This is a genomic window from uncultured Thermanaerothrix sp. (assembly GCF_938028735.1).
Classification (GTDB): domain Bacteria; phylum Chloroflexota; class Anaerolineae; order Anaerolineales; family Anaerolineaceae; genus Thermanaerothrix.
The window spans coordinates 222,534-246,164 of sequence record NZ_CALIMF010000002.1 but is presented as its reverse complement, the minus strand read 5'-3'; the positions used below and the strand labels follow the sequence as shown (position 1 = coordinate 246,164).

Here is a 23,631-nt window from a genome sequence, read left to right as displayed (position 1 = left end):
CTCGGTCTACACCCCAAAATTGTTCATTCAGAATAGGCCTCAACTCTGACTGCAGCGACTTTGAATTCGGGAATTTTAGAGATCGGATCCAATGCCGCAAGAGTTAGTTCATTGACCGAAGCTTCAGGGAAGTGGAAGTTTCCGTAGATGAGGCCGGGGGGAACGCGTTCGGTAATCCAGGCCTCTGCGATGATGCTCCCTCGACGCGAAGAGACTCTTACCATGCGGTTGCCATTCAGGCCGATGCGTTGGGCATCTTCGGGGTTGATTTCGATTAAGGGTTGACCGTAGACCTCCATCAGGCCCTTGGAGCGACGTGTCATTTCCCCGCCATGCCAGTGGTAGAGGACACGGCCGGTAGTGAGTACCATGGGGTAGGTCTCGTCAGGTTGTTCGGCAGGCGGGATATGAACAGTGGGGTGGAATTTGCCTTTCCCGCGCGTGAACTGCTCTACATGTAAGATGGGAGTACCAGGGTGCTCCTTGCTTCGTACCGGCCACTGCAAACTTTCGCCCGCCTCCAATCGAGCATGAGTCACTCCTGCGTAAATCGGAGTCAGCGCCGCGATCTCGTCCATGATTTGGGCGGTGTTGGTGTAGTTCCACTGGGCATAGGGGGCTTCTAGGTTGACTCGGCGTTTTCCTCGGCTCAAAATGCGTTGCGCCAGATCTTGAATGATCATCCAATCTTGGCGCGCCTCTCCCAAGGGTTGAATGGCCTGACGGACACGTTGGATGCGGCGCTCGGTGTTGGTGAAAGTGCCATCTTTCTCAGCAAACGAAACCCCCGGTAGCAAGACATCGGCATAAACCGAGGTTTCCGAGGGGAAGATTTCCTGCAAAGCCAAGAACTCCAACGTTTGCAGACAATGGCGCACGTGATTCGAATCAGGATCGCTCATGACCGGGTTTTCACCCAGAATGTACATTGCCTTGATTTTGCCCTCACCAGCCGCTGGGATCATTTCAGTGACCGTCAGACCCACCTTATCGGGGAGGGGAACGCCCCAGGCTTGCTCAAACTTCAGACGGGCCTCCTCGGATGTGACTTTCTGGTAGCCAGGGTATACATCCGGCAAGCCACCCACATCGCAGGCGCCTTGCACATTATTTTGGCCACGCAGGGGGTTGACCCCACCCCCGGGAACACCCATGTTCCCCAAGAGCATTTGCAGATTAGCCAGGGTTAGTACGTTTTGCACGCCGACAATGTGCTGTGTGATGCCCATAGCCCAGATAACAGCCATGGGACGGTTTTTCCCCATAATCTCAGCAGCCTGATAAAGTTGCTCAACCGGTACCCCTGTGATAGCCGACACCCTTTCGGGGGTGTATTCCTGCAGATTTTCGAGAAACGCTTCGTAGTTTTCTGTGCGCTCCGCAATGAAGGCCTGATCTTGCCAGCCGTTTTGAACAATGATGTACATCAAGCCGTTGATCAGAGCAATATCTGTTCCCGGGCGTTGTTGCAGATGCAGGGTGGCAAATTCGGTAATATCAATTCTGCGGGGATCGGCTACGATCAATTTAGCTCCACGCTTGAGCACTGCCTGGCGGATCATGGCGCCGAAGACGGGGTGTTGCTCGGTGGTGTTTGAGCCAGTTATGAAGATGACAGCTGCTTTCTCAGCCACATCTTTCATGGAATTGCTCATGGCACCTGAACCATAAGCCAGCGCCAGGCCTGCCACTGTGCTGGAGTGGCATAAGCGCGCACAGTGATCAATGTTGTTGGTGCCAATCACTTGTCGCGCCAATTTATTCATTAAGTAATTTTCTTCATTGGTGCACTTGGCCGAGGTCAGAATACCCACGCTATCCGGACCGTAGGTATCACGTGCCTCAACCAATTTACGGGCCACAATCTCGAGCGCAGTGTCCCAATCCACTTCAACCCAAGGGCCGCGATCACCATTGGCGGGGCGTTTTTGGCCTTTGAGCAGGTACTCGCGCACGCGAGGCTTGAGCAGTCGGTCTGGGTGATGGACGTAGTCATATCCGTAGCGCCCTTTGACGCACAGATGCATGCCGTTAACCGGTGCTTCGGGATTTGAGGTGACGCGGAGAATGCGGTTCTCTTTCGTGTTGACCTGTAAGTCGAACTGGCAACCTACCCCACAGTAGGAGCAAGTGGTTGTTACCACTTTATCGGGGGCGCCTGCACCGACCGAGGGTTTGTTATCAAGTGCGCCGGTGGGGCAGTAAGCCACACACGCTCCGCAAGATTCGCAGCGGGCCTCGAGCATAGTTTCGTCCATGCCGGCTACAATGCGAGTGTCATAGCCCCGCTCAGCCAGCCCCCACACAAATCGTCCTTGTACCTCGGCGCAGGCACGGATGCAACGCCCGCACAAAATGCACTTGTTCAGATCTACCCAAACAAAGGGATTGGGGTCGCTGTTGATGGGATAGCGGGGGGCTTTGGCCATGGTCTCAGAAGGATCCAACCCATGAACGCGAGCCCAGTGTTCTAATTCATTCACACGTCCATCGTTGGCAGCGTAACCAGCGTCATGATAAGTGGATAGCAGAAGTTGCAAGATAGTACGCCGCGACTCGTGCAGCGCGGGGGACTCCGTAGTCACTTCCATGCCGTCATTGACCGGTAACGTACATGAGGCCAGCGGGGTGCGAGCTCCCTTAACCTCAACCACACACAATCGACATCCCCCGTGTGGGCTAAGATCTTTGTGGTAGCACAAGGTGGGGATAGTGATACCGGCCTGGGCAGCGGCTTCCAATACCGTCATTCCCTCAGGTACCTCTATTTTCTTCCCATCGATTGTAACGGTAACCATAGGCGTTTCTCCTTCAGTCTTTCTGGACTCTCGTGCTAAGAGCGATGATGGCGCAAATAGATGAACCAATAGACCAATCCGACTAAAAAGGCACCACCGATGATATTACCTAGGGTTACGGGTAGCAAATTCGCTAGGAAGAAGTTTTTCCAGGTGAGGTTGGCATAACTCTCAATCGTTTTACCCGCATCCACTAGGGCTTGCAATTTCCAGAAAGAGGCTGGTGCCCATTGCTTGATGAAAAGGCCGATGGGAATAAAGTACATGTTGGCAATGCTGTGTTCAAAACCAGCCGCCACAAAGGCTGAGATAGGCGGAATGATGCTCAAGATTTTATCGGTAGTGGTGCGGGCGCTGTAACACAGCCACACTGCCAGGCACACCAGAGCATTACACAGAATACCCAGGGCAATTGCCTGTACAAATTCCAAATTCACCTTGGTGTTGGCGATGTTCAGCGCATTTAAGCCCACTGCGCCGTTGCCGAACGTGTATTGCCCACTGAGGAAGACGAGCACGGCTGTGGCGATGGAGCCAATAAAGTTGCCAATGTAGACGATCACCCAATTGCGTAGAAGAGCTCTTAGTGTGACTTTCCCGCTTGTGAACGCCATGACGATCAGATTGTTACCGGTAAAGAGCTCAGCGCCGCCTACGATGACCAGGATCAGGCCCAAGGTAAAAACCAGGCCGGTCAGCAGACGAGTAACGCCGTAAGGCAAAGTTGAACCGGCGCTTACCGTGGTGGCAAAGATGGCACCTAAGGCAATAAAGGCACCCGCGAGGATCGAGAGGGCCAGCATGGACCAAAAGTCTAGATTGGCTTTCTTGACCCCAATGGCCTCGGCTTTTTGAGCCATTTCGGGGGGCATGAGGGCATCGATGGTGAAACCATTATTGGTGGTCATACGGCTAATACTCCTCTGAAAACTGGGATGTGAAGGGTAGATGAATCACGCAAAAGCCTTGATCTTGCAGACCCCTGTTGGGCACACATGCAATGTAATGTGGGCTTCTACCTCGGCCCGGAAATGTTTGAGCATATCTTTGATGGGGGTACCGGCCGTCTGGCCCAAACCACAATTTGAGAGCAGGTACATGTTCTCGCTCAACCAAAGCAATTGATCCAGGTCTTCCATTTTGCCACGGCCTTCGGAGATGGCGCTCATGATTTCATAAGCGCGTTGGGTCCCGATGCGGCAGGGGTTGCACTTGCCGCAGGACTCCCTGCGGAAGAAATTCATAAGCACTCTAACCAAATCTACCACGCAGGTGTTCTCGTCGCAAATAAGCAATGCACCGGAACCCAGTGCAACCCCGGCCTTGGCATAGGAATCAAAATCCATTGGGGTGTCTTGAAGGGAAGCAGGAATCAACGAGCCGCTCGAGCCTCCCGTCTGTGCCAGTTTGAAGGCGGCCCCGCCCTTCATCCCTTTGGCGTAGATATTAATCACCTCACGCAGGGTGATCCCCATTGGAACCTCGATGACACCAGTTACATTGACGTTGCCAAGGATGGTATATACCTTGGTGCCGGGACTGCTGGGGGTGCCAAAGCGGCGGTACCAGTCAGCCCCGTTGAGGATAATCGGGGGGACATTGGCCAGGGTTTCTACGTTATTAACCACGGTTGGCTTACCCCACAAGCCATAAGTGGTTGGGAAAGGAGGACGCGAGCGGGGTTGGCCGCGTTTGCCCTCGATGGACTCGATCAAAGCAGTTTCTTCTCCGCAAATGTAGGCACCTGCCCCTGTGTGGATGTGAATGTCAAAACTAAAGTTGGTGCCGAAGATGTTCTTGCCCAGAAAACCCATCTCGCGCGCCTGCTCGATGGCTCGACGCAGGCGTTCCTGGGCCAGTAGGTACTCACCACGCACGTAAATGTAACCCTCATCCGCGCCGACCGCATAGCCGGCGATGATCATGGCCTCAATAATACTATGGGGATCACCTTCCAGAATGATGCGGTCTTTAAACGTACCAGGTTCACTCTCATCGGCGTTGCAGATGATATATTTCTTTTCGGATTTCTCGCGGGCGACGAATGACCATTTGGCACCGGTTGGGAAACCGGCTCCACCTCGCCCGCGCAAGCCGGATTTTTTGATCTCCTCAATGACCTCGTTGGGGGTCATCTCGGTAAGCACCTTACCAAGGGCTGTGTAGCCATCATGGAGGATGTACTCTTCGATGTCATCCGGGTTAATCAGACCTACCCGGCGCAAGACAATGCGTTGCTCGGCGGGAAGGGTGCCTTTGCGGGCCGCCACCCAGGCTACACGGCCTGAGAGCTCACGTACCGGAGCGAGTAGCTCGTTAGCGATGCGCCCTTTATAGAGATGCTCTTCGACCAGGTAGCGCACATCGTCTGGTCGTACCGGGCCGTACACAACAGCTTCGGGATAGACAATGACCATGGGTAAGGCGTCGTGACGGCCCACATCACCGATCATCATCACCGAGACTTCATCACTCAGCCCAAACGCCTGGATCGCGTTCTGCAGTGCCTGAAAGACTTGCTCGGCGCCTCGTTCCAGGCTGAGAGGATCTCCAGACACTAGAACCATTGAGCGGATTATTTTCATCGCGTTCCTCCTTCGTGGTCTAGTGGTAACGAGCCAGAATTTCAGGCACTCGTTCGGGGGTGACGTTGCCGTACACGTCTTCATCCACGACGATCACCGGCCCTACGCTGCAAAGCCCCAAGCAGGAAACAGTGATCAGAGTCCATTGTCCGTCTGGGCTGGTTTCACCTGCTCCAAGTTGCAGATGTTCTTGCAGAGCTTCCCATACCTCTCGCCCACCCACGACATGGCAAGGGGCGCTCTCACAAAACTGTACAACATGCTTGCCGCGCGGTTTGGTGGAGAGCATCTGATAAAAACTGGCCACCGACATGACTTGGCTGTGAGGCTCTTTCAGGCGCTTAGAGACTTCGTCCAGGGCTTCGGGGGGAAGATAACCCAGGACGCGATTGATATCGCTGAGGATAGGGATAAGTTCTTCGCGGCGTGCCCCATAACGTTCAATCGCTGCCTCTACAGCTGCTAGAATCTTTTCCTTTTTATGGTTGCCATTCTCGGATTGCATGCCTCTCCTCCTGCCGGCTGGTAAGAAAGAAATGACCTATTCAATCACTACCGCATTGAAATTGCAGACCTGCATACAAATACCACAGCGAATGCACACATCTGGATCAATCACATGGACTTGACGGCGCTCGCCACTGATAGCCCCTACCGGACAGTTGCGCGCACAAACGGTGCAGCCGGTGCAGGCTTCTGGCAAAATCTCATAGCGGATCAACGCGCGGCAAACCTTTGCTGGGCAGCGCTTCTCATAGATGTGAGCCTCGTATTCCTTGCGGAAGTGCTTGAGGGTGCTGGCCACGGGGTTGGGAGCACCCTGACCCAGACCACACAGGCTGTTGGTGCGAATCTGTTCACACAGGTACTCCAACGTCTCGATATCGCCATCTTGGCCCTTGCCTTCGCAGATGCGAGTGAGGATTTCTAGAATGCGGCGCGTACCGATCCGGCAGGGGGTGCACTTTCCGCAGGACTCGTCCTGAGTGAATTCCATGAAAAAGCGGGCGATATCTACCATGCAGGTGTCTTCATCCATCACGATCATACCGCCCGAGCCCATGATTGAGCCAGCAGCAGTCAGCGACTCGTAATCCACCGGTAGATCGAGGTAGTCAGCAGGCAAACATCCCCCCATCGGACCGCCGGTTTGGATGGCTTTGAAGGCTTTACCGTCACGGATGCCGCCGCCAACGTCATAAACGATCTCACGCAGCGTAATGCCAAAGGGGACTTCAATTAAACCAGTGTGATTAAGATCCCCTGCCAGGGCAAACGTCTTGGTGCCCTTGCTTTTTTCCGTGCCCATGCTGGCAAACCACTCAGCACCTTTGAGAATAATCTGTGGGACATTGGCATAGGTTTCGACATTGTTGATGTTAGTGGGTTTGCCCCATAAGCCACTCTGTGCAGGAAAAGGTGGACGCGGACGTGGTTCACCACGCCGACCTTCGATTGAGGCGATTAGGGCTGTTTCCTCACCGCACACGAAAGCCCCAGCTCCTTGGCGCACTTCTAAGTCAAACGAAAAGTCAGTTCCCAGGATGTTTTTGCCCAGCAAGCCAAAATTACGGGCTTGCTGAATGGCAATGTTGAGGGTTGATACCGCCAAGGGGTATTCGGCGCGGCAGTAGATATATCCCTGGGATGCCCCAATAGCGTATGCAGCAATGATCATCCCCTCAATCACCGAGTGAGGATCGCCTTCCAACACGCGGCGGTTCATAAAAGCGCCAGGATCGCCTTCATCAGCATTACAGATGACGTACTTGGGTTCGCCCTTGGCCGCACGGGTTAATTCCCATTTACGCCCGGTAGGAAAGCCAGCGCCGCCGCGCCCGCGCAGCCCAGCGCGCTTGATTTCCTCAATCACCTGCTCGGGTGTCATCTCGGTAAGCACTTTAGCCAGTGCTTGGTACCCATCCTCAGCGATGTAGTCTTCGATGTTTTGCGGATCAATCTTACCGCAATTGCGCAAGACCACCCGCACTTCTTTGGGAGTGGGGGCGCTTAGTTCCTCATCCACAAACTTGGGTTTGGTGTAGAGGAACTTTTGAACCACCCGCCCTTTCAGGAAGTGTTCTTCAACCAGATAAGGAATGTCATCAACCGAAAGGCCAACGTAATGGACGCCCTCGGGATAAACCATCAATTCAGGGCCATCACTGCAAGCGCCAATGCGTGAGGTTTCGAGGACCTGTACCTCGTCAATCAACCCCTGCGCCACCAGTTCATCCTGAAGTGCATCCTCAATCTCGTGAGCTCCGCGGCCCAGACACTCAGGATCTACGCATACCAGAACGTGAGACCGATAGTATTTCATATCACAACACCTGTAGCCTTGTAAGGATCGTAGTTTTAGACGTCAGGCTCTAGAGGGGCACCACGTGGTCCTGGACAACTTGTCCTTTGAGCACATGTTCTTCCAGGATGCGGCGCGCCACTTCGGGGGTCACTTTACCGTAGGTCACTTTTGGCTGGTCGCCAACGGTGACTTGGATGATGGGTTCGCGTTCGCAAAGACCAATGCAGCCAGTTTGAGTGACAATAATGCCCTCCAGATTCTTTTCGGCAATCGTTTCGAGGATGGCCTTCATCGTGTCGCGCGCACCGGCAGCAATACCGCAGGTGCCCATTGCTACCGTAATTTGCACCTGCCCAGAGGTGGTTTTGGCTTTCCGCTTGGCCAGGGCTTCTTCGCGAATGCGTTTTAAATCGTCTAAACTTTTGATCGTGGGCATATCACACTCCTTGAGTCGCTTTTTGCAAGAGGGTGGATTTTTGAACCTGATGGATACCGTTTTCCAGTTCCTGGCGTAGGTAAGCCAGGACCCTGGGTTCGGAAAGTGGAACATCTTGCAGAATTTCCAAGATGGGTTGGCTATCAAAGGTGTAAGTTTGGTTGTCTACCTGGTAAATAAAGGTCCAGTACACGTGGGGATTGCCTACCAACAGAGTCAGAAAGGTGCCTGCCAGGTCTCCAAGTGGCATGCGGTCAATATGGCTACGCTGGAAAGAGACTCGCACACAAGTGCCTTTTCCCACTTCTGACTCAATCTCCAGGTGGCCATTGCAGGCTTCGGCCGCCGCTTTCAGCAATGGAATGCCCAGACCCACTTTACGGGTGGTGCGTGTGGTCACGAAAGGATCTACGACGCGGGCAACCGTTTCGGCGTCCATGCCCTTGCCATCATCGCACACCTCCATAACCAGGCGATCATTATGGGTATCCTCAGCCACCTTAATAGTGATGTGGCGAGCCCCAGCCGCCAGGCTGTTCTCAGCGATATCTAGGAGGTGGAGAGCAAGTTCTTTCATGGCTACTCAGGATTGAGATTGCAGGGGTCGCAGGATTTGCGGGAATTTATTGGGGCGCACACGCCCAACAATTTGATCATCTACCACAAGCACTGGCGCTTGGCTGCAAGCCCCGACGCACCGGCATAATTCCAGCGTAATATTGCCATCAGGTGTGGTTTGGCCGGGCTCAATCCCTAATAATGACTTGGCTTTTTCAATTAATTGGGGTGTGCCACCCACATAACAGGCGGTACCCATACAGAATTTGATCGTGTGCCGACCACGCGGCGTGGTGGTGAAAAAAGAGTAGAAGGTCACTACACCGTGCACCTTGCTGACCGGAATGTGCAGGACATCGGCCACATACTGCTGCATCGGGTTGGAAATAAAACCAATCCGGGATTGCAGTTCATTCAGTATCACCATTAGCGCCCCGGGCAGATCTTTATTCTTTTCAAGGATCTCATCAATGATACGTTTCTTCTCCGGGTCAGCCAATGGATCGGTGGGCGGAATTTTGGTTTTCTCTGCAATCGTTGGGTTCATGGGAAACTCCAATAGACAAATCGGATATAAATAACCTTAATAACTTTGCTCCACTATGTTGAGTTTACTGAGTTCCTTCCCTTCCCAGAATTGCCAAATGTCATTATCTTCTCGTGAGGGTTGTATTAATGTGAAAAAATTAACAATCTACATTGGAGGGGATTGTGGTGGCTGAGAGGATACGGCAGGAGCGTCCGTTTTCTCCCCGTAACGCCATTCGGATCTCCGTTAGCGTGGGGGCTTCTATTTCAAAAAGCGTGCTTCCTAGAAACTCGTCCAAGCGATGTACATCTCCGCTTTGGATAAGCGGGTAACCGAGAATATGGGGCAGGCGGGTGGGAATATCGCGGGGTTTGAGGTGGCGCGAGATTTCTAGGGCGTCTACTGGTAAAGTGGGGGGCACGAAACCCAATGTTTCGATTAGTCCAAAGGTTTTGCGGTCTACGTGGGCAGGGATGAAAAGGCCGCCCAGTTCTGTGACCTTTTGCCAGGCTTCTTCGAGCGAGAAGGAGGTTGCCACCAATAATAAGCGCTCTTCGCGCGCCACAAAATCCCCTTCCTGATCCACGATGAGTTGATCACCGAAGTAGTCAGGACGGTTTTTGAGCGGCGGGAGGGCTTGATCCACGATTGCCTGCCAGGCATGGGCCTGTTCGAGCGTATCAAAGAGGCAGAGGACGTGGATGTCCTCGCGAGTTTGCAGTTCCATCCCGGGCAACACAGTCAGGGGGGTGCCGGTAGCAGCTGCTTGCACTGCCGCAATATTAGCAGTGGCATTGTGATCAGTGATGGCGATGAGGGAAATTCCGCGCTCCAAGGCTTCGGTTACAATGAGGGGAGGGAGCATTTCGAGCTCGGCGCATGGCGAGAGCACGGTGTGCACATGTAGGTCGGCGCGGAAGAGGGTCACCTCATGCTCCTTTGGGTGGGTTCAAGGGGTCGTCTCGGGATTACGTACCCCTAATTCCCAGAGCCGCCCGATGACCGTGTAAGTAGGCAGTGGGGTAGAGAGTAGGATCACGCCTTCTTGTTCAGCCTTTTCCAGGGTAGCAACATCGGGTTGTGCCCCTTCGGTGATGATGATGGCAGCAAGATCGAGGAGCGCTGCTACCGCCACAATATTCAAGTGCGATTGAAGCGTCACCCACAAGTTACCTCGCTGGGCGCCGCTCATAACACACGAAAGCAAATCCGAAGCATAACCACCGGTTGGTTCCACTTCACTTAAGTCAATCGGGTGGGTAAGCACACTGAGTTGAAGGGCGTTTACAATTTGATCCAATCGCATCTTGGCCTCTCCTCAGATTGGGGGTGATTATGTGGGGTTTGAGTTCTCCCCCTTAGTGTGTGTATGGGGAGGTGGTAAGTAGATCTTCATGCGCAAGCGGGTGCCTTTGCCCCACTCGGATTCCAGTTTCATCCAATCCACACACCGTTTGATGTTGACCAGTCCCATCCCGGCCCCGAAGCCCATTTCGCGTACCTTTTCACTAGCGGTAGAGTAGCCAGGCTGCATGGCTAATTCTACATCGCGAATTCCGGGGCCGTAATCATAGACATCAATGGAGATTTGATGCGGTTCAATCTCTGCGCGAATGACTCCGCCTTCAGTGGTGTGAATAATTAAGTTCATCTCAGCTTCATAAACGGCAATACCGCAACGGCGTGCAATTTGCGGCGAGGCTCCCAAGCGCAGTAAGGCACGTTTGATCTTGGCCGAGGCTTCACCCCCGTGTTCAAAATCTCCTTGTTTGATGTTGTAGCGTAAGATGAGGCTGGTGCGTTCTGATTCGATATCCTCGAACAGGTGACTGGCGCGGTAGCGCCTTACCTCCTCGGATTGGTAATCACGTTCCAGCGCGCGTAGTAAACCACGCGTGATGTCCCCTTTGGTGATGATGCCGATTAGGTGTCCGTTACTGTCCACAACAGGAAGTCGCCCATATTTCTTGCTGACAAATACCTTCAGGGCTTCAACAACTGAGTCATCCCCTTTGACCACTACGGGATGGGGGGTCATATACTGGTGAACAGGTGCGGCCAGATCCTGCTTTAGTAGGCAGCGGATGAGGTCCTCAATGCTGATCAATCCGATGAGGTTCCCCTCTTCCAGCACAGGGGCTCCCGAGATGCGCGCTTGCCGAAAGGTTTCGAGTACGGTTTGCATGGCGTCATTCGGGTGCATGGTGATGACTTGGCTGGTCATCACCTCCCGCACGCGAATCTCATAAGCCAGTTCCTCCACACGGCTGATATTCTCAGCTACCTTATCGGTGATCACGCGGGAAGCGGATAGAAGATTGTCGCTCATGGGGTGATCCAAAAATTGCGCCTTGTGCTACTCACTAGACACCGGACGTTCCAAGCAAGGTAGGCCAGCTTGATAGAGACGGCCGCAGGCTTCAAACATTCCGTAGCGGGTTGAGATCAGCGGAATGCCCTCATTTTCGGCTAATTGGAGTGTCTCATTGGGAGGCTGTTTACCGCGCACCAGCACAATGGCGGTGACATCGGCCATTACCGCCGTTCTAACCACCTGGGGGTTGCACAGACCAGTTAACAGTAGCGCTTCCGGCTGGGTGGAGGAGAGGACATCGCTCATCAAATCGGCACCCACGCCACCTTTGACCTGACGATTAAGGTTGACTGAGGTAGTTAGTACCTCTCCGTCAAGGATTTCGATCGCCCGTTTGAGTTCCATCGCCTATGCCTCTTGCCATCACTTTGAGATTTAATTCACAAGCATTTCAATGATTTTAGGGTGGTGGATGAAAAACCTATATGATTGTATCATTATGTGCATAAAAAGCCTCTTTTTTATTTAATGAGACTCAAGCGAGTAAAGACGCTCTGGGGTTGTGTTAAAATCAAAAAACACGAACATGTTGAAGAAGGACAAAAGATCATGGGAACAGTGATTGCAGCGGTTAAAGGCACACGCGATTTTTATCCCGAGGCGATGGCGGTGCGCGCCTGGTTGTATCGGGTGATTGGTGAGGTTTCGGCATCATTTGGTTATCAGGAATATGACGGCCCTTTTCTGGAACGGCTTGATCTGTATGCGGCTAAATCGGGGGAGGAACTGGTTAAGGAACAGGCGTTTGTCTTCCCGGATCGAGGGGGCGAACTCATCACCCTGCGCCCTGAGTTAACGCCCACGCTGGCGCGCATGGTCGCTCAGCGCCAAAAACAACTCGTTTATCCCCTGCGCTGGTGGTCGTTTGGCCCGTTCTGGCGTTATGAGCGTCCTCAAAAAGGGCGCACGCGTGAATTCTTTCAATGGAATGCCGATTTAATCGGTGCCAATTCACCGGAAAGTGATGCAGAATTGATTGCTTTGTGTGTGGCTTTTTTCCGCCGCGTAGGTTTAACTCCGAGTCAGGTGGGGATTTTTATCAATGATCGCCACTTAATGGAGAGTCTCCTCTTAGATCTAGGCATTGTCGCTGAACGCCACCGTGAGGTATTTCGCTTGATTGATCGGCGGGAAAAGATGAATCCGGAAGCGTGGGAAGACTACGCCCTTTCTTTGGGCCTGCAGCCCGTTCAGCTGGACGGCCTAAAGCGGCTGCTAGATGATAAGAGTCTGTGGCAACATTCACCCTCCCTGCGACGTGTATTTGCGGCATTGAAAGCCTACGGAGCGGTGGACTACGTCCATTTTGATGCCCAAATTATTCGTGGTCTGGAGTACTACACGGGCACGGTCTTTGAAGGCCGTGACATGGGAAAAGAGGGCCGTGCCATCTTAGGAGGGGGACACTATGATAATTTAGTGGCGGATGTGGGTGGTGAGCCATTGCCCGGCGTTGGATTTGCAATGGGTGATGTGATGGTGACGCTTGTCCTGGAAAAATACGGGCTACTGCCCACCTGGAATCCGGCCCCGGCAGATGTGTTGGTGACAGTATTTGATGCAGAGCATTTGCTTAAGTCCTTAGAAATCAGTCAGATTTTACGTGAGGCTGGATTGCGGGTCATTGGCTATACCGAGGCCATTAAGCTAGACAAGCAGTTGCGGTATGCGCATCGTGCCGGGATCCGTTATGCGGTGATTGCCGGCCCCGACGAACTGGTGCGGGATCAGGTAGCCCTCAAGGATCTACAGACAGGAACCCAAACCTTAGTGGCCCTATCCGAGGTGGCTTTCACGGTGAAGGCGCAAATGGGAGTGAGCTAAGAAAGGTATGCCCCCGCGCCAATTGAGTTTTCCCTTGACCAATTGGTCTATCCCATATAAAATCATCCTCGCCAGCGCCCCGGGAAAGGGGCGAGGGGCTGTTATGTGTATTTTGGATGCAAGGTTGATGCATGTTTGAGGCGCTGACCCAAAGACTTGAGGGTATCTTCAAGGAACTGCGTCGCCGCGGGAAACTCACGCCAGCGGATGTAGACGCTGTAATGCGTGAGGTGCGCTTGGCGCTTTTGGAGGCGGATGTTCACTATAGTGTCGTGAAGGATTTCATCGCGCGTGTGCGTGAGCGTGCCATTGGACATGAAGTCTCGCGAGCCCTTAACCCGGCTCAGCAGGTGATCAAAATTGTGCATGAGGAACTGATCGCCACACTCGGTGAGCCGGAGCGCTTAAGTCTCAGTGGGCCTAAGCCTCGTGTTATCATGCTGGTAGGGTTGCAGGGTTCGGGGAAAACCACTGCGGCGGCTAAACTAGCGGCCCAATTGCGTTCTCAGGGTGAACGGGTAATGTTGGTGGCCGCGGATCCCTATCGTCCAGCGGCGATCAAACAGTTGCAGACCCTGGGGGAACGCGTGGGGGTGCCGGTTTTTTATGAGTCAGGGATCAAGCCCCCCCAGTTGGTGGCACGGGCCTATGAGCAAGCCCAAAAGGGCGGTATCACTGTCTTGATCATTGATACGGCAGGGCGCTCGCAATTGGACGAAGCGCTCATGGATGAGTTGCGCGCCATCATCCATAGGGTTACCCCCAATGAGACATTGCTGGTGGTGGATGCGATGATCGGGCAGGAGGCGCTCAACGTTGCCAGCGGTTTTCAGCAGGCTGTTCCGCTGACAGGCTTGATGTTCACTAAGATGGATGGGGATGCCCGAGGTGGCGCAGCGATTTCCATACGTGCCGTCACGGGGGTGCCGATAAAGTACTTGGGAACAGGCGAGGGGCTGGAGGCGTTAGAGGCTTTTGACCCACGCCGATTGGCTTCGCGTATTCTGGGCATGGGGGATGTGCTTGGGCTGATCGAGCGAGCCGAGGCTGCCTATAGCGAACAAGAAGCCCAGAAACAGGCTGAACGGATGCTCGCTGGGCAGTTTACCTTGGAGGATTTTGCTCAGCAATTGCGCCAGATTCGTAAGATGGGTCCACTTCATCAGATTTTAGAAATGTTGCCTGGCGGAATGGGGCAGATGGCACGAGCCATTTCCCCCGAAGAAGCGGAGCGTAATCTGAAAGTCACTGAAGCCATCATCAACTCAATGACCAAAGAGGAGCGTTTGCATCCCGAAATCCTGAATGCGAGCCGTCGGCGCCGAATTGCGCGCGGTTCGGGCACGGATGTTCAGGACGTTAATCGGGTGCTCAAACAATTCCGAGAGGCCCAGCGCCTCTTCAAGACACTGCAAAAAACAGGCGGGCGAGGACTTCCGCGCCTGTTAGGATAGAGGTCGCTCCGAAAAGACTCGCGTGCCCTTCCGCGTCCCTCACTTTTCGGTGACCTCTGGGGCCTGATGATAGAATAAGCACAATGGCTAGTCTAAACAATAACAAGAGGAGAGATATCTCAGATGGTCAGAATTCGTTTGCGTCGTGTCGGTGCTCGGGGTCAACCCAGTTATCGTATTGTGGCAGCAGATAAAGAAATGCCACGCGATGGTCGTTTCTTGGAGATTCTAGGTTTTTACAATCCGCGTACGGAGCCCTTCACCATCCAGGTAAAGGAGGATCGTGTCTTCGATTGGATGAACAAGGGCGCCCAACTGAGCGAGGCGGTAGAGAAATTGTTCCGCAGTGCGGGCTTGCTGGATCGTTATGCCCGTTATAAGGCGGGTGAAGCGCTAGAAGCGTTACTGGCCGAGGCAGAAGCTTATTACGCCAGTCGCAAGGTGAACCCGAAGACAAAACCCGTTGTGACTTCACGCGCCTAAAATGGCGCAGATAGGGGTTTGATGTGAGAGACCTGGTCGAATATATTGCCCGTGCACTTGTGGATGACCCTTCCCAGGTGGAGGTCAGGCAAGAGCGGTTAGGGGCCAACCGGGTGCGGGTTGAGTTGCATGTCTCTAAACAAGACATGGGCCGTATCATTGGCAAGAACGGGCGCGTTGCTAATGCCATGCGCATTTTGTTGCGCGTTGCGGCAGCCCGCGAGGGAAAACAGGCTACCCTGGACGTGGTAGATCCGCGGTGAAAAACCCTTCTCGTCCTCGAAAACGCTATTTGCAACGGGATAACACGGGCTCGCTCCCCTCGGGCGAGCCTGTGTTCTTGGCAGTCGGGCGAATCCGTCGTCCGCACGGGGTGCGCGGAGAGATGGTGATGGATCTCCTCACCCACTTCCCGGAGCGTCTAGTCCCTGGGCGGCAACTCTACGTAGGAGAAAGCCACCAACCGGTTCGTATCCGCTCAGCGCGTCCAGCCCTTCAGGCGATGCTAATTGCATTTGAAGGGTACGAAGATCGTGATCAAGTGGCAGGCTTTCGTAATCAGTATCTCTATGTTCGCGCCGATGAGCTTCCACCCCTGCCCGAGGGGGAGTACTATCACCACCAGTTGCTAGGCTTAAGGGTCTTTGATCTTCATGGCAACCTCTTGGGAGTACTGAGCGAGATCCTGGAAACCGGGGCTAATGATGTCTATGTCGTGCAGAGCGAGAAGGGCAGTGAGGTTCTTTTGCCGGTCATTGAAGGGGTGATTCTCGAGGTGGATCTGGACTCTCATTGCCTGATCGTCAATCCACCTGAATGGCTTTAGCCGATCATGGATGCGCGGCTCTACTGGGTGGCTTTTAATCATGTTAGGGGCATTGGAGCAGTGCGCATGCGGGCGTTGTTAGAGCGCTTTGGCACCCTAGAGCGCGCCTGGCAGGCGCCTCCGGAGGCTCTGCGCGCAGCGGGGATACCTTCTCGTCTGATTGAGGCAATTCTCGAAGCACGCCAGCGTCTGCGTCTTGAAGAGATAGAAGACGCATTGACGCAGCAGCAGATTCGAGTTATTACCTGGGAGGATGAGGATTATCCGTTTCTGTTGAAGAACATTGATCAGCCCCCGCCAGTGCTTTATCTGAAGGGTACGTTGCTTCCTGCGGATCAGGTTGCTGTAGCAGTAGTGGGGACGCGTCAGGTCAGTGCCTATGGGCGGCGAGTGACTGAACACTTGGCCATGGTGCTTGCCCAACATGGGGTGACCGTTGTCAGTGGTTTAGCCCGGGGGGTGGATGCGTTGGCTCATGAGGCAGCCCTCAACGCCGGTGGGCGCACTCTGGCCGTATTAGGCAACGGTGTGGATGTAATCTATCCACCTGAGCATCAGCGTCTGGCGGCTCGGATAGGATTACAAGGGGCGTTGCTCAGCGATTATCCACCCGGCACGCCACCCGAAGCGACCAATTTCCCACCCCGAAATCGCATTATTTCGGGTTTAGCTCTTGCGACCGTGGTGGTAGAGGCGGGGGAGAAGAGCGGGGCCTTGATCACGGCTACATTCGCAGCCGAACAGGGGCGTGAGGTCTTTGCCGTACCAGGTAATATTACCTCGCCTGCCTCCAAGGGGACGAATCGTTTGATCGCCAATGGGGCGCGTCCGTTGTTGCAGCCGGAAGATGTGCTGGAGGTGCTGGACCTCACTCAAGTGCAACATCAACAAGCCGTGCGGGCTCTGTTGCCAGGAAATGAGGTGGAAGCCGCTCTGCTCAGAGTCATGGGGGATCAGGTGCTATCGGTAGATGAGATCTGCTTTCTCTCAGGGCTGAGTGCCGAAAAAGTGCTTGCCAATTTGGCGATGATGGAACTTAAGGGTCTGGTACGCAATGTGGGTGGGGCTAACTTTACTGTCTTGCGGGAAGATACATCTTTCTATGTAGGAGGGTAAGGGAGTCATGCAGGATTATTATGCGGTTATCATGGCAGGAGGGGGTGGTACTCGGCTGTGGCCTCTTTCACGACAATCGCGTCCCAAGCAGATGTTGCGCCTTGGTCGTGAGCGCACTCTCTTTCAGCAAGCTGTGGAGCGGTTAGAAGGTTTGTTTCCCCCAGAGCGCATTCTGGTTGTTACAGCCCGTGAACAGGCGTCTCATCTGCAGGCGCAGGTTCCCTACCTCTCACCGCAGAACTTCTTGCTTGAGCCCATGCCAAAGGGGACGGCCTCGGTAGTGGGGCTGGCGGCAACGGTTCTGGCACGACAGAATCCCCGCAGCGTAATGGCAGTTTTAACGGCTGACCATGTAATCCAAAACACAGCTCACTTTCACCGTCTTTTGCGTGCAGCCTATCAGGTCGCACAGGAGGGGTATTTGGTTACCCTGGGCGTGCTCCCCACTTATCCGGCAACAGGGTATGGATATATCCAGCGAGGGGAACAATTGGGAGAACAAAATGGTTTACCCTTCTACCGGGTGGTCAAGTTTAAGGAAAAGCCGGACGAAGCCACTGCCCGTGCTATGCTGGAGGCAGGCGGCTTTGATTGGAATTCGGGTATGTTTATCTGGCGGGTGGATCGCATCCTAGAGGAATTTGAACGCTGGATGCCTGATTTGGCTGCAATCTTATCTCGTATTGGCAAGACGTGGGGGAGTGTAGAGGGCCAAACGGTTTTGCAACAACTGTGGCCGCACATACGCCCGGAGACCATTGATTATGGGATCATGGAGCGTGCCGACCGGGTAGCTGTACTTTCGGCAGAGGGTTTGGGGTGGAACGACGTGGGAAGTTGGGATTCGTTATTTGAAGTGTTGCCCCAAGATGAGCACGGCAATCTGATTCTGGCAGAAGAAACGTTATTGCTCGAAACCCAGGGGACTTTATTGTTTTCTGAGCAGTCGGGACGCTTAATGGCTGTGGTTGGCCTGGAGGACATTGTGGTGGTCGACACCTCGGACGTTTTACTAATTTGTAAGCGTTCGCAGGCCCAAAAAGTGCGTGAAGTGGTTAAAATTCTCTCTCAAAGTGGGAAAAACCATTACTTGTGAGGAGTGGACCTTGGAAGCCTATTGCGTTCGTTGTAAGACCAAACGTGAAATGAAAGATCCCCAGCCCGGCTATAACAAGGCAGGGCGACCTGTGACCACTGGGTTTTGCCCAGTGTGTGGGACAAAGATGACCCGCATAGGTGCCACTGAGGCCCATGTTGGCCTTAATCCAGTTCCCCAACCTGAAACGCGCCGGAATGGCAAACTGGTGATTGTGGAATCGCCAGCCAAAGCCAAAACCGTGGGGCGTTTTTTGGGTAAGGGGTACACGGTGAAAGCCTCGGTGGGACACGTGCGTGATCTTCTGCGCTCCGAGCTCTCGGTGGATATTGAAAACGACTTCCGACCCAAGTATCGCGTGCCCAATGAAAAGCGGGCCGTGGTTAAGGAGATTAAAGCCCTGGCCAAAGCAGCAGAAGAGGTTTACCTGGCGACCGATCCCGATCGCGAGGGGGAAGCCATTGCATGGCATTTGCTTGAGGCCGCTGAGATTGACCCACGGATTGCCAAACGGGTGGTTTTTCATGAAATTACCCAGCCAGCCATTCAGGAGGCGTTTTCCCATCCGCGGGGAATTGATATGAATCTGGTCAACGCTCAGCAAGGGCGGCGCGTCCTGGATCGCTTAGTGGGATATAGCCTAAGCCCGCTGTTGTGGGAAAAGGTGCGTAGCCGTCTCTCGGCTGGACGGGTGCAATCAGTAGCGTTGCGCTTGGTTGTGGAGCGAGAGCGCGAAATCGAATCCTTTGTCCCGCAGGAGTATTGGACGATTCAAGCCGAATTCCTGCCTGAAGGACTGCAACAGTCCTTTATGGCCCGTTTAGTGCGAATCAATGAGCAGGAGGTGCAGCTCAGCAGCGAGGCGGAGACTCAGGCAGTGGTGATCAGGCTTGAGCAAGCGCGTTATCACATTGCCCGCATCAAGCGCGGTGAACGTCGACGACGTCCCTCGGCCCCGTTTATCACCAGCACGCTACAACAGGAGGCCTCGCGACGTTTGGGGTTCACCCCCCGGCGCACGATGATGATCGCCCAACAACTCTATGAGGGTTTGGATGTTGGTGAAGGCGGTGCAACTGGTTTGATCACTTATATGCGTACGGACTCGACCAATGTTTCTGAGTTAGCTCAGCGGGAAGCGCGTGACTACATTCGTCAGGTCTTCGGAGAGGCGTTTTTGCCTCCCTCGCCGCCTCATTACCGCACGCGAGCGGTCGCCGCACAGGAAGCCCATGAGGCCATTCGTCCCACCTCAGTGTTCCGTGTACCCGAAAAGCTGAAACCTTACCTGACGGCTGAGCAGTTTAAGCTTTATCAGTTGATCTGGCAACGGTTTGTGGCCTCACAGATGGAATCTGCTATTTTGGATACACTCGCTGTTGAGGTGGAAGGCAAGTACGAGGATCAGGTTTATCTTTTCCGCGCTTCAGGTTCCAGTGTGCGTTTTCCGGGCTTTCTGGTGCTATACGAAGAAGCGCGCGATGAAGACCAACGTGGAGGCGAGGACGAAGAAAATGTGCGCATTCCAACCGGTATCCAAGAGGGGCAGTTGCAGCGGTTGATGCGGGTGCTCCCCGAGCAGCACTTCACACAACCACCTCCCCGTTACACGGAGGCTGCACTAGTGCAGGCCCTGGAAGAATATGGGGTTGGGCGCCCTTCGACCTACGCCCCTATCCTTTCGACCATTCAGGAGCGCGGCTATGTCGTGCGTGAAAACAAGCGCCTAATACCGACGGAAACGGGGCGGCTCGTTAATGATCTGCTGGTGCAGCATTTTCCTGAGATTGTGGACATCGGTTTTACCGCTCGCATGGAAGAGGATTTAGACGAAATTGCCTCGGGTCAGCGGGCATGGACGGAGGTCATTCGGGCTTTCTATGACTCATTTGCTCCACAGGTTAAAAAAGCGCAGGCAGAGATTCCGGTCAGCAAGATGGATCTAGAGCCGGTAGGGCGGGATTGCCCGCAATGCGGCCATCCTCTGGTTATTCGTTACGGACGGTATGGCAAATTCATTAGTTGTAGCAATTTCCCGACTTGTCGCTATACCGAGCCTTGGCTAGAGAAATTGGGGATTACCTGCCCGGAGGATGGTGGTGAACTGGTGATCCGGAAGACACGGCGGGGACGGGTATTCTACGGGTGTGCAAATTATCCACAGTGCCAGTTTACGTCTTGGAAGCGCCCACTGCCTGTCCCGTGCCCAGCTTGTGGAGGATTGCTAGTTGAAGTCAATAAACGTGAAGCCCAATGTCTGCGCTGCAATGAAACCTTTTTGCTGGAAAAAATCGGAGAGAAGACAGCCGAATCGGCATGAATCTTGCATCGAAGGGCACTAAGACCATAATCCAGACCTGGCGGCGGTTGCGCGATTTAGGGTCCTGACCTACAATAATCACGTGCCGGCCACTGGACTGAAATAGCCCGCTAGTAGGAGAGAAGATCATGATGGAGATGCTGCGTGAGCGTTTGAAAAATCCAATCGTTGCTGCGGTGAGCGGCTTTGTCCTTGGATTGATCATTGGGTTGCCGATTCTGGGGTGGTGGCTTTGGCCAGTGCGTTGGGTCAATGCAGAACCGCGTCATCTGCGCGCTGATTTGAAGACAGACTACCTGTGCATGATTATTGATTCTTACATCAAGAACCAGAATCAGGTCAACGCCAGGGCGCGATTTGAACTCCTAGGTCAGGAGGGGGAAGCTTTGCTCGCCGACTTAAAACCTGGGCAATGCAACTTGAGCGAGAGTGATATCAATCAATTCCGTGCAGCCTTGCAGGGCCCAGTCCTTCCTCTGCCCGCGGTGACGCCAGGTGCCGGGCAACCCACCACGGCCCCCAGGGCATCGGGGGTGACCATCGTGATTGCGCTTTGCTTGGTAACGCTGGCGGTGGGTGGGGTGCTGGTGTACTTGCTTGTTTTTCGTCGCCAGCGGGGTGGAGCGGCACCCTCGGTAGTCAGCCAAGCACGCGAGTACAGCCGTCAGGCGGAGCCAACGGATTATGTGGCTCAGGGGCAACAGCCTCCAATCTCCCAGTTTATGACCACTTATGTGCTAGGGGATGACCTTTATGACGATTCCTTCAGTATTGATTCACCCGCGGGTGAGTTCCTAGGCGAATGCGGCGTTGGTATTTCGGATACCATTGGGGTGGGTGAACCTAAGCGCGTCACTGCATTAGAAGTTTGGCTTTTTGATAAGAACGATTATCAAACGGTCACCAAGGTCCTGATGACGCCCCACGCTTATAACGATCCGGCTATCCGCCAGCGGCTGGAATCCAAGGGTGAACTGATTCAAGTAGAGCCCGGTCAGCGTATCACGTTAGAAGCGAATACCCTGATTATGGAGGCGCATGTGGCAGACTTGGTACTAGGGGGAGGGGCGCTGCCTCCGGAAAGTTATTTTGAACGCATTACTATTGAGCTTTCTGTGTGGCAGAAACAGGCCTGAGTCAATCTTTTGGTTCTCTGAGTTGGAGAAGACAGGCGCCCCCTTTGGATGAAAGGGGGCGCGTCTATTTTGCTCCTTATCAAAAGTTACTCAATCTTAAGGATCTTTAGACGGATGACGCCACCGGGCGTTTCTGCAGTGACCTCATCGCCAACTTTTCTGCCTAAGAGGGCTCTTCCAATCGGGGATTCGTGTGAAATGCGCCCGTTGAGGGGGTCGGCTTCTTTAGGCCCGACCAGATGATAGGTCTCTGGTGGGAAATTGCCTTCCTGGACGGTTACTACATGCCCAATGCTCACCTCATTGGCTTTTTTTTCGGTGTGGTCAATGATGACAGCGTTGCGTAGCACTTGCTCCAATTCCTGAATGCGTCCCTCGATGAACCCCTGTTCCTCCTTGGCCGCAATGTAGTCGGCGTTTTCAGACAAGTCGCCTTGCTGAATGGCTGCGCGCAGGCGTTGAGCCAGTTGCTGGCGCGCGGTGGTCTTCAAGTACTCCAACTCTTGTTGCATGCGCTGGTAACCTTCGGCAGTCAAATAATGTACTTCGGACATGGTCAAACACCTCTCCGCTAAGACATAATATTGCATCGTTTTCGCTTGCCCGGCTACCGACCGTCAAAATCGCCAAATTCCTAAGGGAGGGTGAGGGGAGCAAATAATTTTTGATGCTCCTCAATGGCAAAGCGGTCTGTCATGCCGGCAATATAATCGCATACGGTCCTTTCTAACCCGCGCTGTTCGATCAGGTGTTGAATGTGGCTGGGTAGGATCGTGGGCTCTGAACAATAAGCCTCAAAAAGGTCGCTGATGAGCCGTTCGGCCTTTACCGCCATACGAACAACGCGATAATGACGATAGAGGTTAAGGAATAAAAAGTCCTTCAGTTGACGGTTGCGACGGTTAAATTCCTCGCTGAAAGCGACTACATTATACGGCAAACGCTGTAGATCGTCCACAGATTGCACGCCACTCTCACGCAAACGCTGATGGGTTGCATGAACCAAATCGCTGACTTCCAACCCAATCAGGCGGCGAATCAGGCGGTGACGTGTCATTTCATCTAACACCTTGCCATCCCAACCGATGCTATGTTTTAACAATTCCCATAGTTCGAGACCATCCAGCATGTCCAGATTGAGAAGCCCAGAACGCAGACCGTCATCCAGGTCGTGGGCAGTATAGGCCAGCTCGTCTGCCACATTGGCAATTTGGGCTTCCAGGTGACCCCGCAGTTCGGGGTTAAAGTCACGGGCTTCGGCTTTATCGTACTCGGTCTCGTGCTTGACAATGCCTTCGAGGACCTCCCAAGAAAGGTTAAGCCCTATAAAATCCGGATATCGGCGTTCTAGTTCGGTCACAATACGGAACGACTGACGGTTGTGATCGAAGCCGCCATAGTCCTTCATTAGGCGAGCCAGAGCGGTTTCGCCAGAGTGACCGAACGGAGGATGACCAAGGTCATGTGCCAAGCAAATGGCTTCAGTTAGATCTTCGTTGCCCCCCAAGGCTCGGGCAATGGTGCGCGCAATCTGGGCCACTTCAAGTGTGTGGGTCAGGCGCGTGCGATAATAATCCCCTTCGTAGGTGATAAAGACTTGGGTTTTATATTCCAGGCGGCGGAAAGCAGTGGTGTGGAGAATGCGGTCGCGGTCACGCTGGAACACGGTGCGGTATTCGGGCTCGTCCTCTGGATAACGGCGTCCGCGTGAGTATTTACTGCGAAATCCATAGGGTGCAAGGTTACGATCTTCAATTTCTTCTAGCATCTCACGTGTTAGAAGCATGATGA

Annotated in this window: 22 protein-coding genes and 1 pseudogene; 9 read left to right on the top strand and 14 right to left on the bottom strand. The window is 53.8% G+C overall.

What is annotated here, in order from left to right:
• Window positions 1-23: 23 nt before the first annotated feature.
• From fdhF to Q0721_RS01745, 12 genes are all read right to left on the bottom strand, one after another.
• On the bottom strand, window positions 24-2,798 hold the full coding sequence (gene fdhF, locus Q0721_RS01800) for a formate dehydrogenase subunit alpha (RefSeq protein WP_299024680.1): 2,775 nt from the start codon (window positions 2,796-2,798) through the stop codon (window positions 24-26).
• Window positions 2,799-2,833: 35 nt separating this feature from the next.
• On the bottom strand, window positions 2,834-3,706 hold the full coding sequence (focA, locus tag Q0721_RS01795) for a formate transporter FocA (RefSeq protein WP_299024678.1): 873 nt from the start codon (window positions 3,704-3,706) through the stop codon (window positions 2,834-2,836).
• Window positions 3,707-3,751: 45 nt separating this feature from the next.
• Window positions 3,752-5,383, bottom strand: coding sequence for an NADH-quinone oxidoreductase subunit NuoF (nuoF, locus tag Q0721_RS01790; RefSeq protein WP_299024676.1), 1,632 nt, complete (start codon window positions 5,381-5,383; stop codon window positions 3,752-3,754).
• Between the two features lie 19 nt (window positions 5,384-5,402).
• Entirely contained in the window at window positions 5,403-5,888 is a 486-nt protein-coding gene (gene nuoE, locus Q0721_RS01785; RefSeq protein ID WP_299024674.1) for an NADH-quinone oxidoreductase subunit NuoE, read from the bottom strand.
• A 36-nt stretch (window positions 5,889-5,924) separates the two neighbouring features.
• Window positions 5,925-7,706 (bottom strand): NADH-quinone oxidoreductase subunit NuoF, encoded by a 1,782-nt coding sequence (nuoF, locus tag Q0721_RS01780; RefSeq protein WP_299024672.1) that lies wholly within the window; start codon window positions 7,704-7,706, stop codon window positions 5,925-5,927.
• Between the two features lie 49 nt (window positions 7,707-7,755).
• Window positions 7,756-8,124 (bottom strand): (2Fe-2S) ferredoxin domain-containing protein, encoded by a 369-nt coding sequence (locus Q0721_RS01775; protein WP_299024670.1) that lies wholly within the window; start codon window positions 8,122-8,124, stop codon window positions 7,756-7,758.
• Between the two features lies 1 nt (window position 8,125).
• Window positions 8,126-8,701 (bottom strand): ATP-binding protein, encoded by a 576-nt coding sequence (locus tag Q0721_RS01770; RefSeq protein ID WP_299024668.1) that lies wholly within the window; start codon window positions 8,699-8,701, stop codon window positions 8,126-8,128.
• A gap of 6 nt (window positions 8,702-8,707) precedes the next feature.
• Window positions 8,708-9,229 carry an NAD(P)H-dependent oxidoreductase subunit E gene (locus Q0721_RS01765; RefSeq protein WP_299024666.1) on the bottom strand — a complete coding sequence of 174 codons (522 nt, stop codon included), beginning with the start codon at window positions 9,227-9,229 and terminating at the stop codon, window positions 8,708-8,710.
• A 139-nt stretch (window positions 9,230-9,368) separates the two neighbouring features.
• A complete protein-coding gene (locus Q0721_RS01760) occupies window positions 9,369-10,139 on the bottom strand; it encodes a PHP domain-containing protein (RefSeq protein ID WP_299024664.1) in 771 nt (256 codons plus the stop codon).
• A gap of 21 nt (window positions 10,140-10,160) precedes the next feature.
• A complete protein-coding gene (locus Q0721_RS01755) occupies window positions 10,161-10,517 on the bottom strand; it encodes a DRTGG domain-containing protein (RefSeq protein WP_299024662.1) in 357 nt (118 codons plus the stop codon).
• Window positions 10,518-10,544: 27 nt separating this feature from the next.
• Entirely contained in the window at window positions 10,545-11,540 is a 996-nt protein-coding gene (locus Q0721_RS01750) for a CBS domain-containing protein (protein WP_299024660.1), read from the bottom strand.
• A 27-nt stretch (window positions 11,541-11,567) separates the two neighbouring features.
• Window positions 11,568-11,930, bottom strand: a complete 363-nt coding sequence (locus Q0721_RS01745) for a DRTGG domain-containing protein (protein ID WP_299024659.1) — start codon at window positions 11,928-11,930, stop codon at window positions 11,568-11,570.
• Between the two features lie 204 nt (window positions 11,931-12,134).
• On the opposite strand from Q0721_RS01745, the gene hisS reads away from it, so the two are divergent.
• The 9 genes and pseudogenes from hisS (at window position 12,135) to Q0721_RS01700 (ending at window position 21,840) form a co-directional block, all read left to right on the top strand.
• On the top strand, window positions 12,135-13,409 hold the full coding sequence (gene hisS, locus Q0721_RS01740) for a histidine--tRNA ligase (RefSeq protein WP_299024655.1): 1,275 nt from the start codon (window positions 12,135-12,137) through the stop codon (window positions 13,407-13,409).
• Window positions 13,410-13,540: 131 nt separating this feature from the next.
• Window positions 13,541-14,863, top strand: coding sequence for a signal recognition particle protein (gene ffh, locus Q0721_RS01735; protein WP_299024653.1), 1,323 nt, complete (start codon window positions 13,541-13,543; stop codon window positions 14,861-14,863).
• Window positions 14,864-14,986: 123 nt separating this feature from the next.
• Window positions 14,987-15,232: pseudogene (gene rpsP / locus Q0721_RS01730) on the top strand (30S ribosomal protein S16); the annotation flags it as partial.
• 137 nt (window positions 15,233-15,369) lie between these two features.
• Window positions 15,370-15,609: a KH domain-containing protein gene (locus Q0721_RS01725; RefSeq protein ID WP_299024649.1), complete on the top strand. Its 240-nt coding sequence runs from the start codon at window positions 15,370-15,372 to the stop codon at window positions 15,607-15,609.
• Window positions 15,606-16,172 (top strand): ribosome maturation factor RimM, encoded by a 567-nt coding sequence (gene rimM, locus Q0721_RS01720; protein ID WP_299024647.1) that lies wholly within the window; start codon window positions 15,606-15,608, stop codon window positions 16,170-16,172. The genes Q0721_RS01725 and rimM overlap by 4 nt, the downstream gene beginning before the upstream one ends.
• Before the next feature lie 6 nt (window positions 16,173-16,178).
• Complete coding sequence (dprA, locus tag Q0721_RS01715; RefSeq protein WP_299024645.1) at window positions 16,179-17,288, top strand: DNA-processing protein DprA; 1,110 nt, start codon at window positions 16,179-16,181, stop codon at window positions 17,286-17,288.
• A gap of 7 nt (window positions 17,289-17,295) precedes the next feature.
• A complete protein-coding gene (locus Q0721_RS01710) occupies window positions 17,296-18,384 on the top strand; it encodes a mannose-1-phosphate guanylyltransferase (RefSeq protein ID WP_299024643.1) in 1,089 nt (362 codons plus the stop codon).
• Window positions 18,335-20,704: a type I DNA topoisomerase gene (topA, locus tag Q0721_RS01705; protein ID WP_366519153.1), complete on the top strand. Its 2,370-nt coding sequence runs from the start codon at window positions 18,335-18,337 to the stop codon at window positions 20,702-20,704. Before Q0721_RS01710 ends, topA begins: the two co-directional genes overlap by 50 nt.
• A 128-nt stretch (window positions 20,705-20,832) precedes the next feature.
• Window positions 20,833-21,840 carry a hypothetical protein gene (locus Q0721_RS01700; protein WP_299024642.1) on the top strand — a complete coding sequence of 336 codons (1,008 nt, stop codon included), beginning with the start codon at window positions 20,833-20,835 and terminating at the stop codon, window positions 21,838-21,840.
• Window positions 21,841-21,926: 86 nt separating this feature from the next.
• Here Q0721_RS01700 and greA read toward each other — a convergent pair whose 3' ends face one another.
• Both greA and Q0721_RS01690 read right to left on the bottom strand, forming a co-directional pair.
• Window positions 21,927-22,394, bottom strand: a complete 468-nt coding sequence (greA, locus tag Q0721_RS01695; RefSeq protein WP_299024640.1) for a transcription elongation factor GreA — start codon at window positions 22,392-22,394, stop codon at window positions 21,927-21,929.
• A gap of 80 nt (window positions 22,395-22,474) precedes the next feature.
• A complete protein-coding gene (locus Q0721_RS01690; protein WP_299024638.1) occupies window positions 22,475-23,626 on the bottom strand; it encodes a deoxyguanosinetriphosphate triphosphohydrolase in 1,152 nt (383 codons plus the stop codon).
• Window positions 23,627-23,631 lie beyond the last annotated feature (5 nt).

Bases quoted from the DNA above. Each gene is read 5' to 3' on its own strand.
- dprA (WP_299024645.1), top strand. From the start codon at position 16,179: ATGGATGCGCGGCTCTACTGGGTGGCTTTTAATCATGTTAGGGGCATT.
- Q0721_RS01710 (WP_299024643.1), top strand. From the start codon at position 17,296: ATGCAGGATTATTATGCGGTTATCATGGCAGGAGGGGGTGGTACTCGG.
- Q0721_RS01750 (WP_299024660.1), bottom strand. From the start codon at position 11,540: ATGAGCGACAATCTTCTATCCGCTTCCCGCGTGATCACCGATAAGGTA.
- Q0721_RS01765 (WP_299024666.1), bottom strand. From the start codon at position 9,229: ATGAACCCAACGATTGCAGAGAAAACCAAAATTCCGCCCACCGATCCA.
- Q0721_RS01700 (WP_299024642.1), top strand. From the start codon at position 20,833: ATGATGGAGATGCTGCGTGAGCGTTTGAAAAATCCAATCGTTGCTGCG.
- nuoF (WP_299024672.1), bottom strand. From the start codon at position 7,706: ATGAAATACTATCGGTCTCACGTTCTGGTATGCGTAGATCCTGAGTGT.
- fdhF (WP_299024680.1), bottom strand. From the start codon at position 2,798: ATGGTTACCGTTACAATCGATGGGAAGAAAATAGAGGTACCTGAGGGA.
- Q0721_RS01745 (WP_299024659.1), bottom strand. From the start codon at position 11,930: ATGGAACTCAAACGGGCGATCGAAATCCTTGACGGAGAGGTACTAACT.
- hisS (WP_299024655.1), top strand. From the start codon at position 12,135: ATGGGAACAGTGATTGCAGCGGTTAAAGGCACACGCGATTTTTATCCC.
- focA (WP_299024678.1), bottom strand. From the start codon at position 3,706: ATGACCACCAATAATGGTTTCACCATCGATGCCCTCATGCCCCCCGAA.
- greA (WP_299024640.1), bottom strand. From the start codon at position 22,394: ATGTCCGAAGTACATTATTTGACTGCCGAAGGTTACCAGCGCATGCAA.
- Q0721_RS01775 (WP_299024670.1), bottom strand. From the start codon at position 8,124: ATGCCCACGATCAAAAGTTTAGACGATTTAAAACGCATTCGCGAAGAA.
- nuoE (WP_299024674.1), bottom strand. From the start codon at position 5,888: ATGCAATCCGAGAATGGCAACCATAAAAAGGAAAAGATTCTAGCAGCT.
- Q0721_RS01770 (WP_299024668.1), bottom strand. From the start codon at position 8,701: ATGAAAGAACTTGCTCTCCACCTCCTAGATATCGCTGAGAACAGCCTG.
- Q0721_RS01755 (WP_299024662.1), bottom strand. From the start codon at position 10,517: ATGCGATTGGATCAAATTGTAAACGCCCTTCAACTCAGTGTGCTTACC.
- Q0721_RS01690 (WP_299024638.1), bottom strand. From the start codon at position 23,626: ATGCTTCTAACACGTGAGATGCTAGAAGAAATTGAAGATCGTAACCTT.
- ffh (WP_299024653.1), top strand. From the start codon at position 13,541: ATGTTTGAGGCGCTGACCCAAAGACTTGAGGGTATCTTCAAGGAACTG.
- nuoF (WP_299024676.1), bottom strand. From the start codon at position 5,383: ATGAAAATAATCCGCTCAATGGTTCTAGTGTCTGGAGATCCTCTCAGC.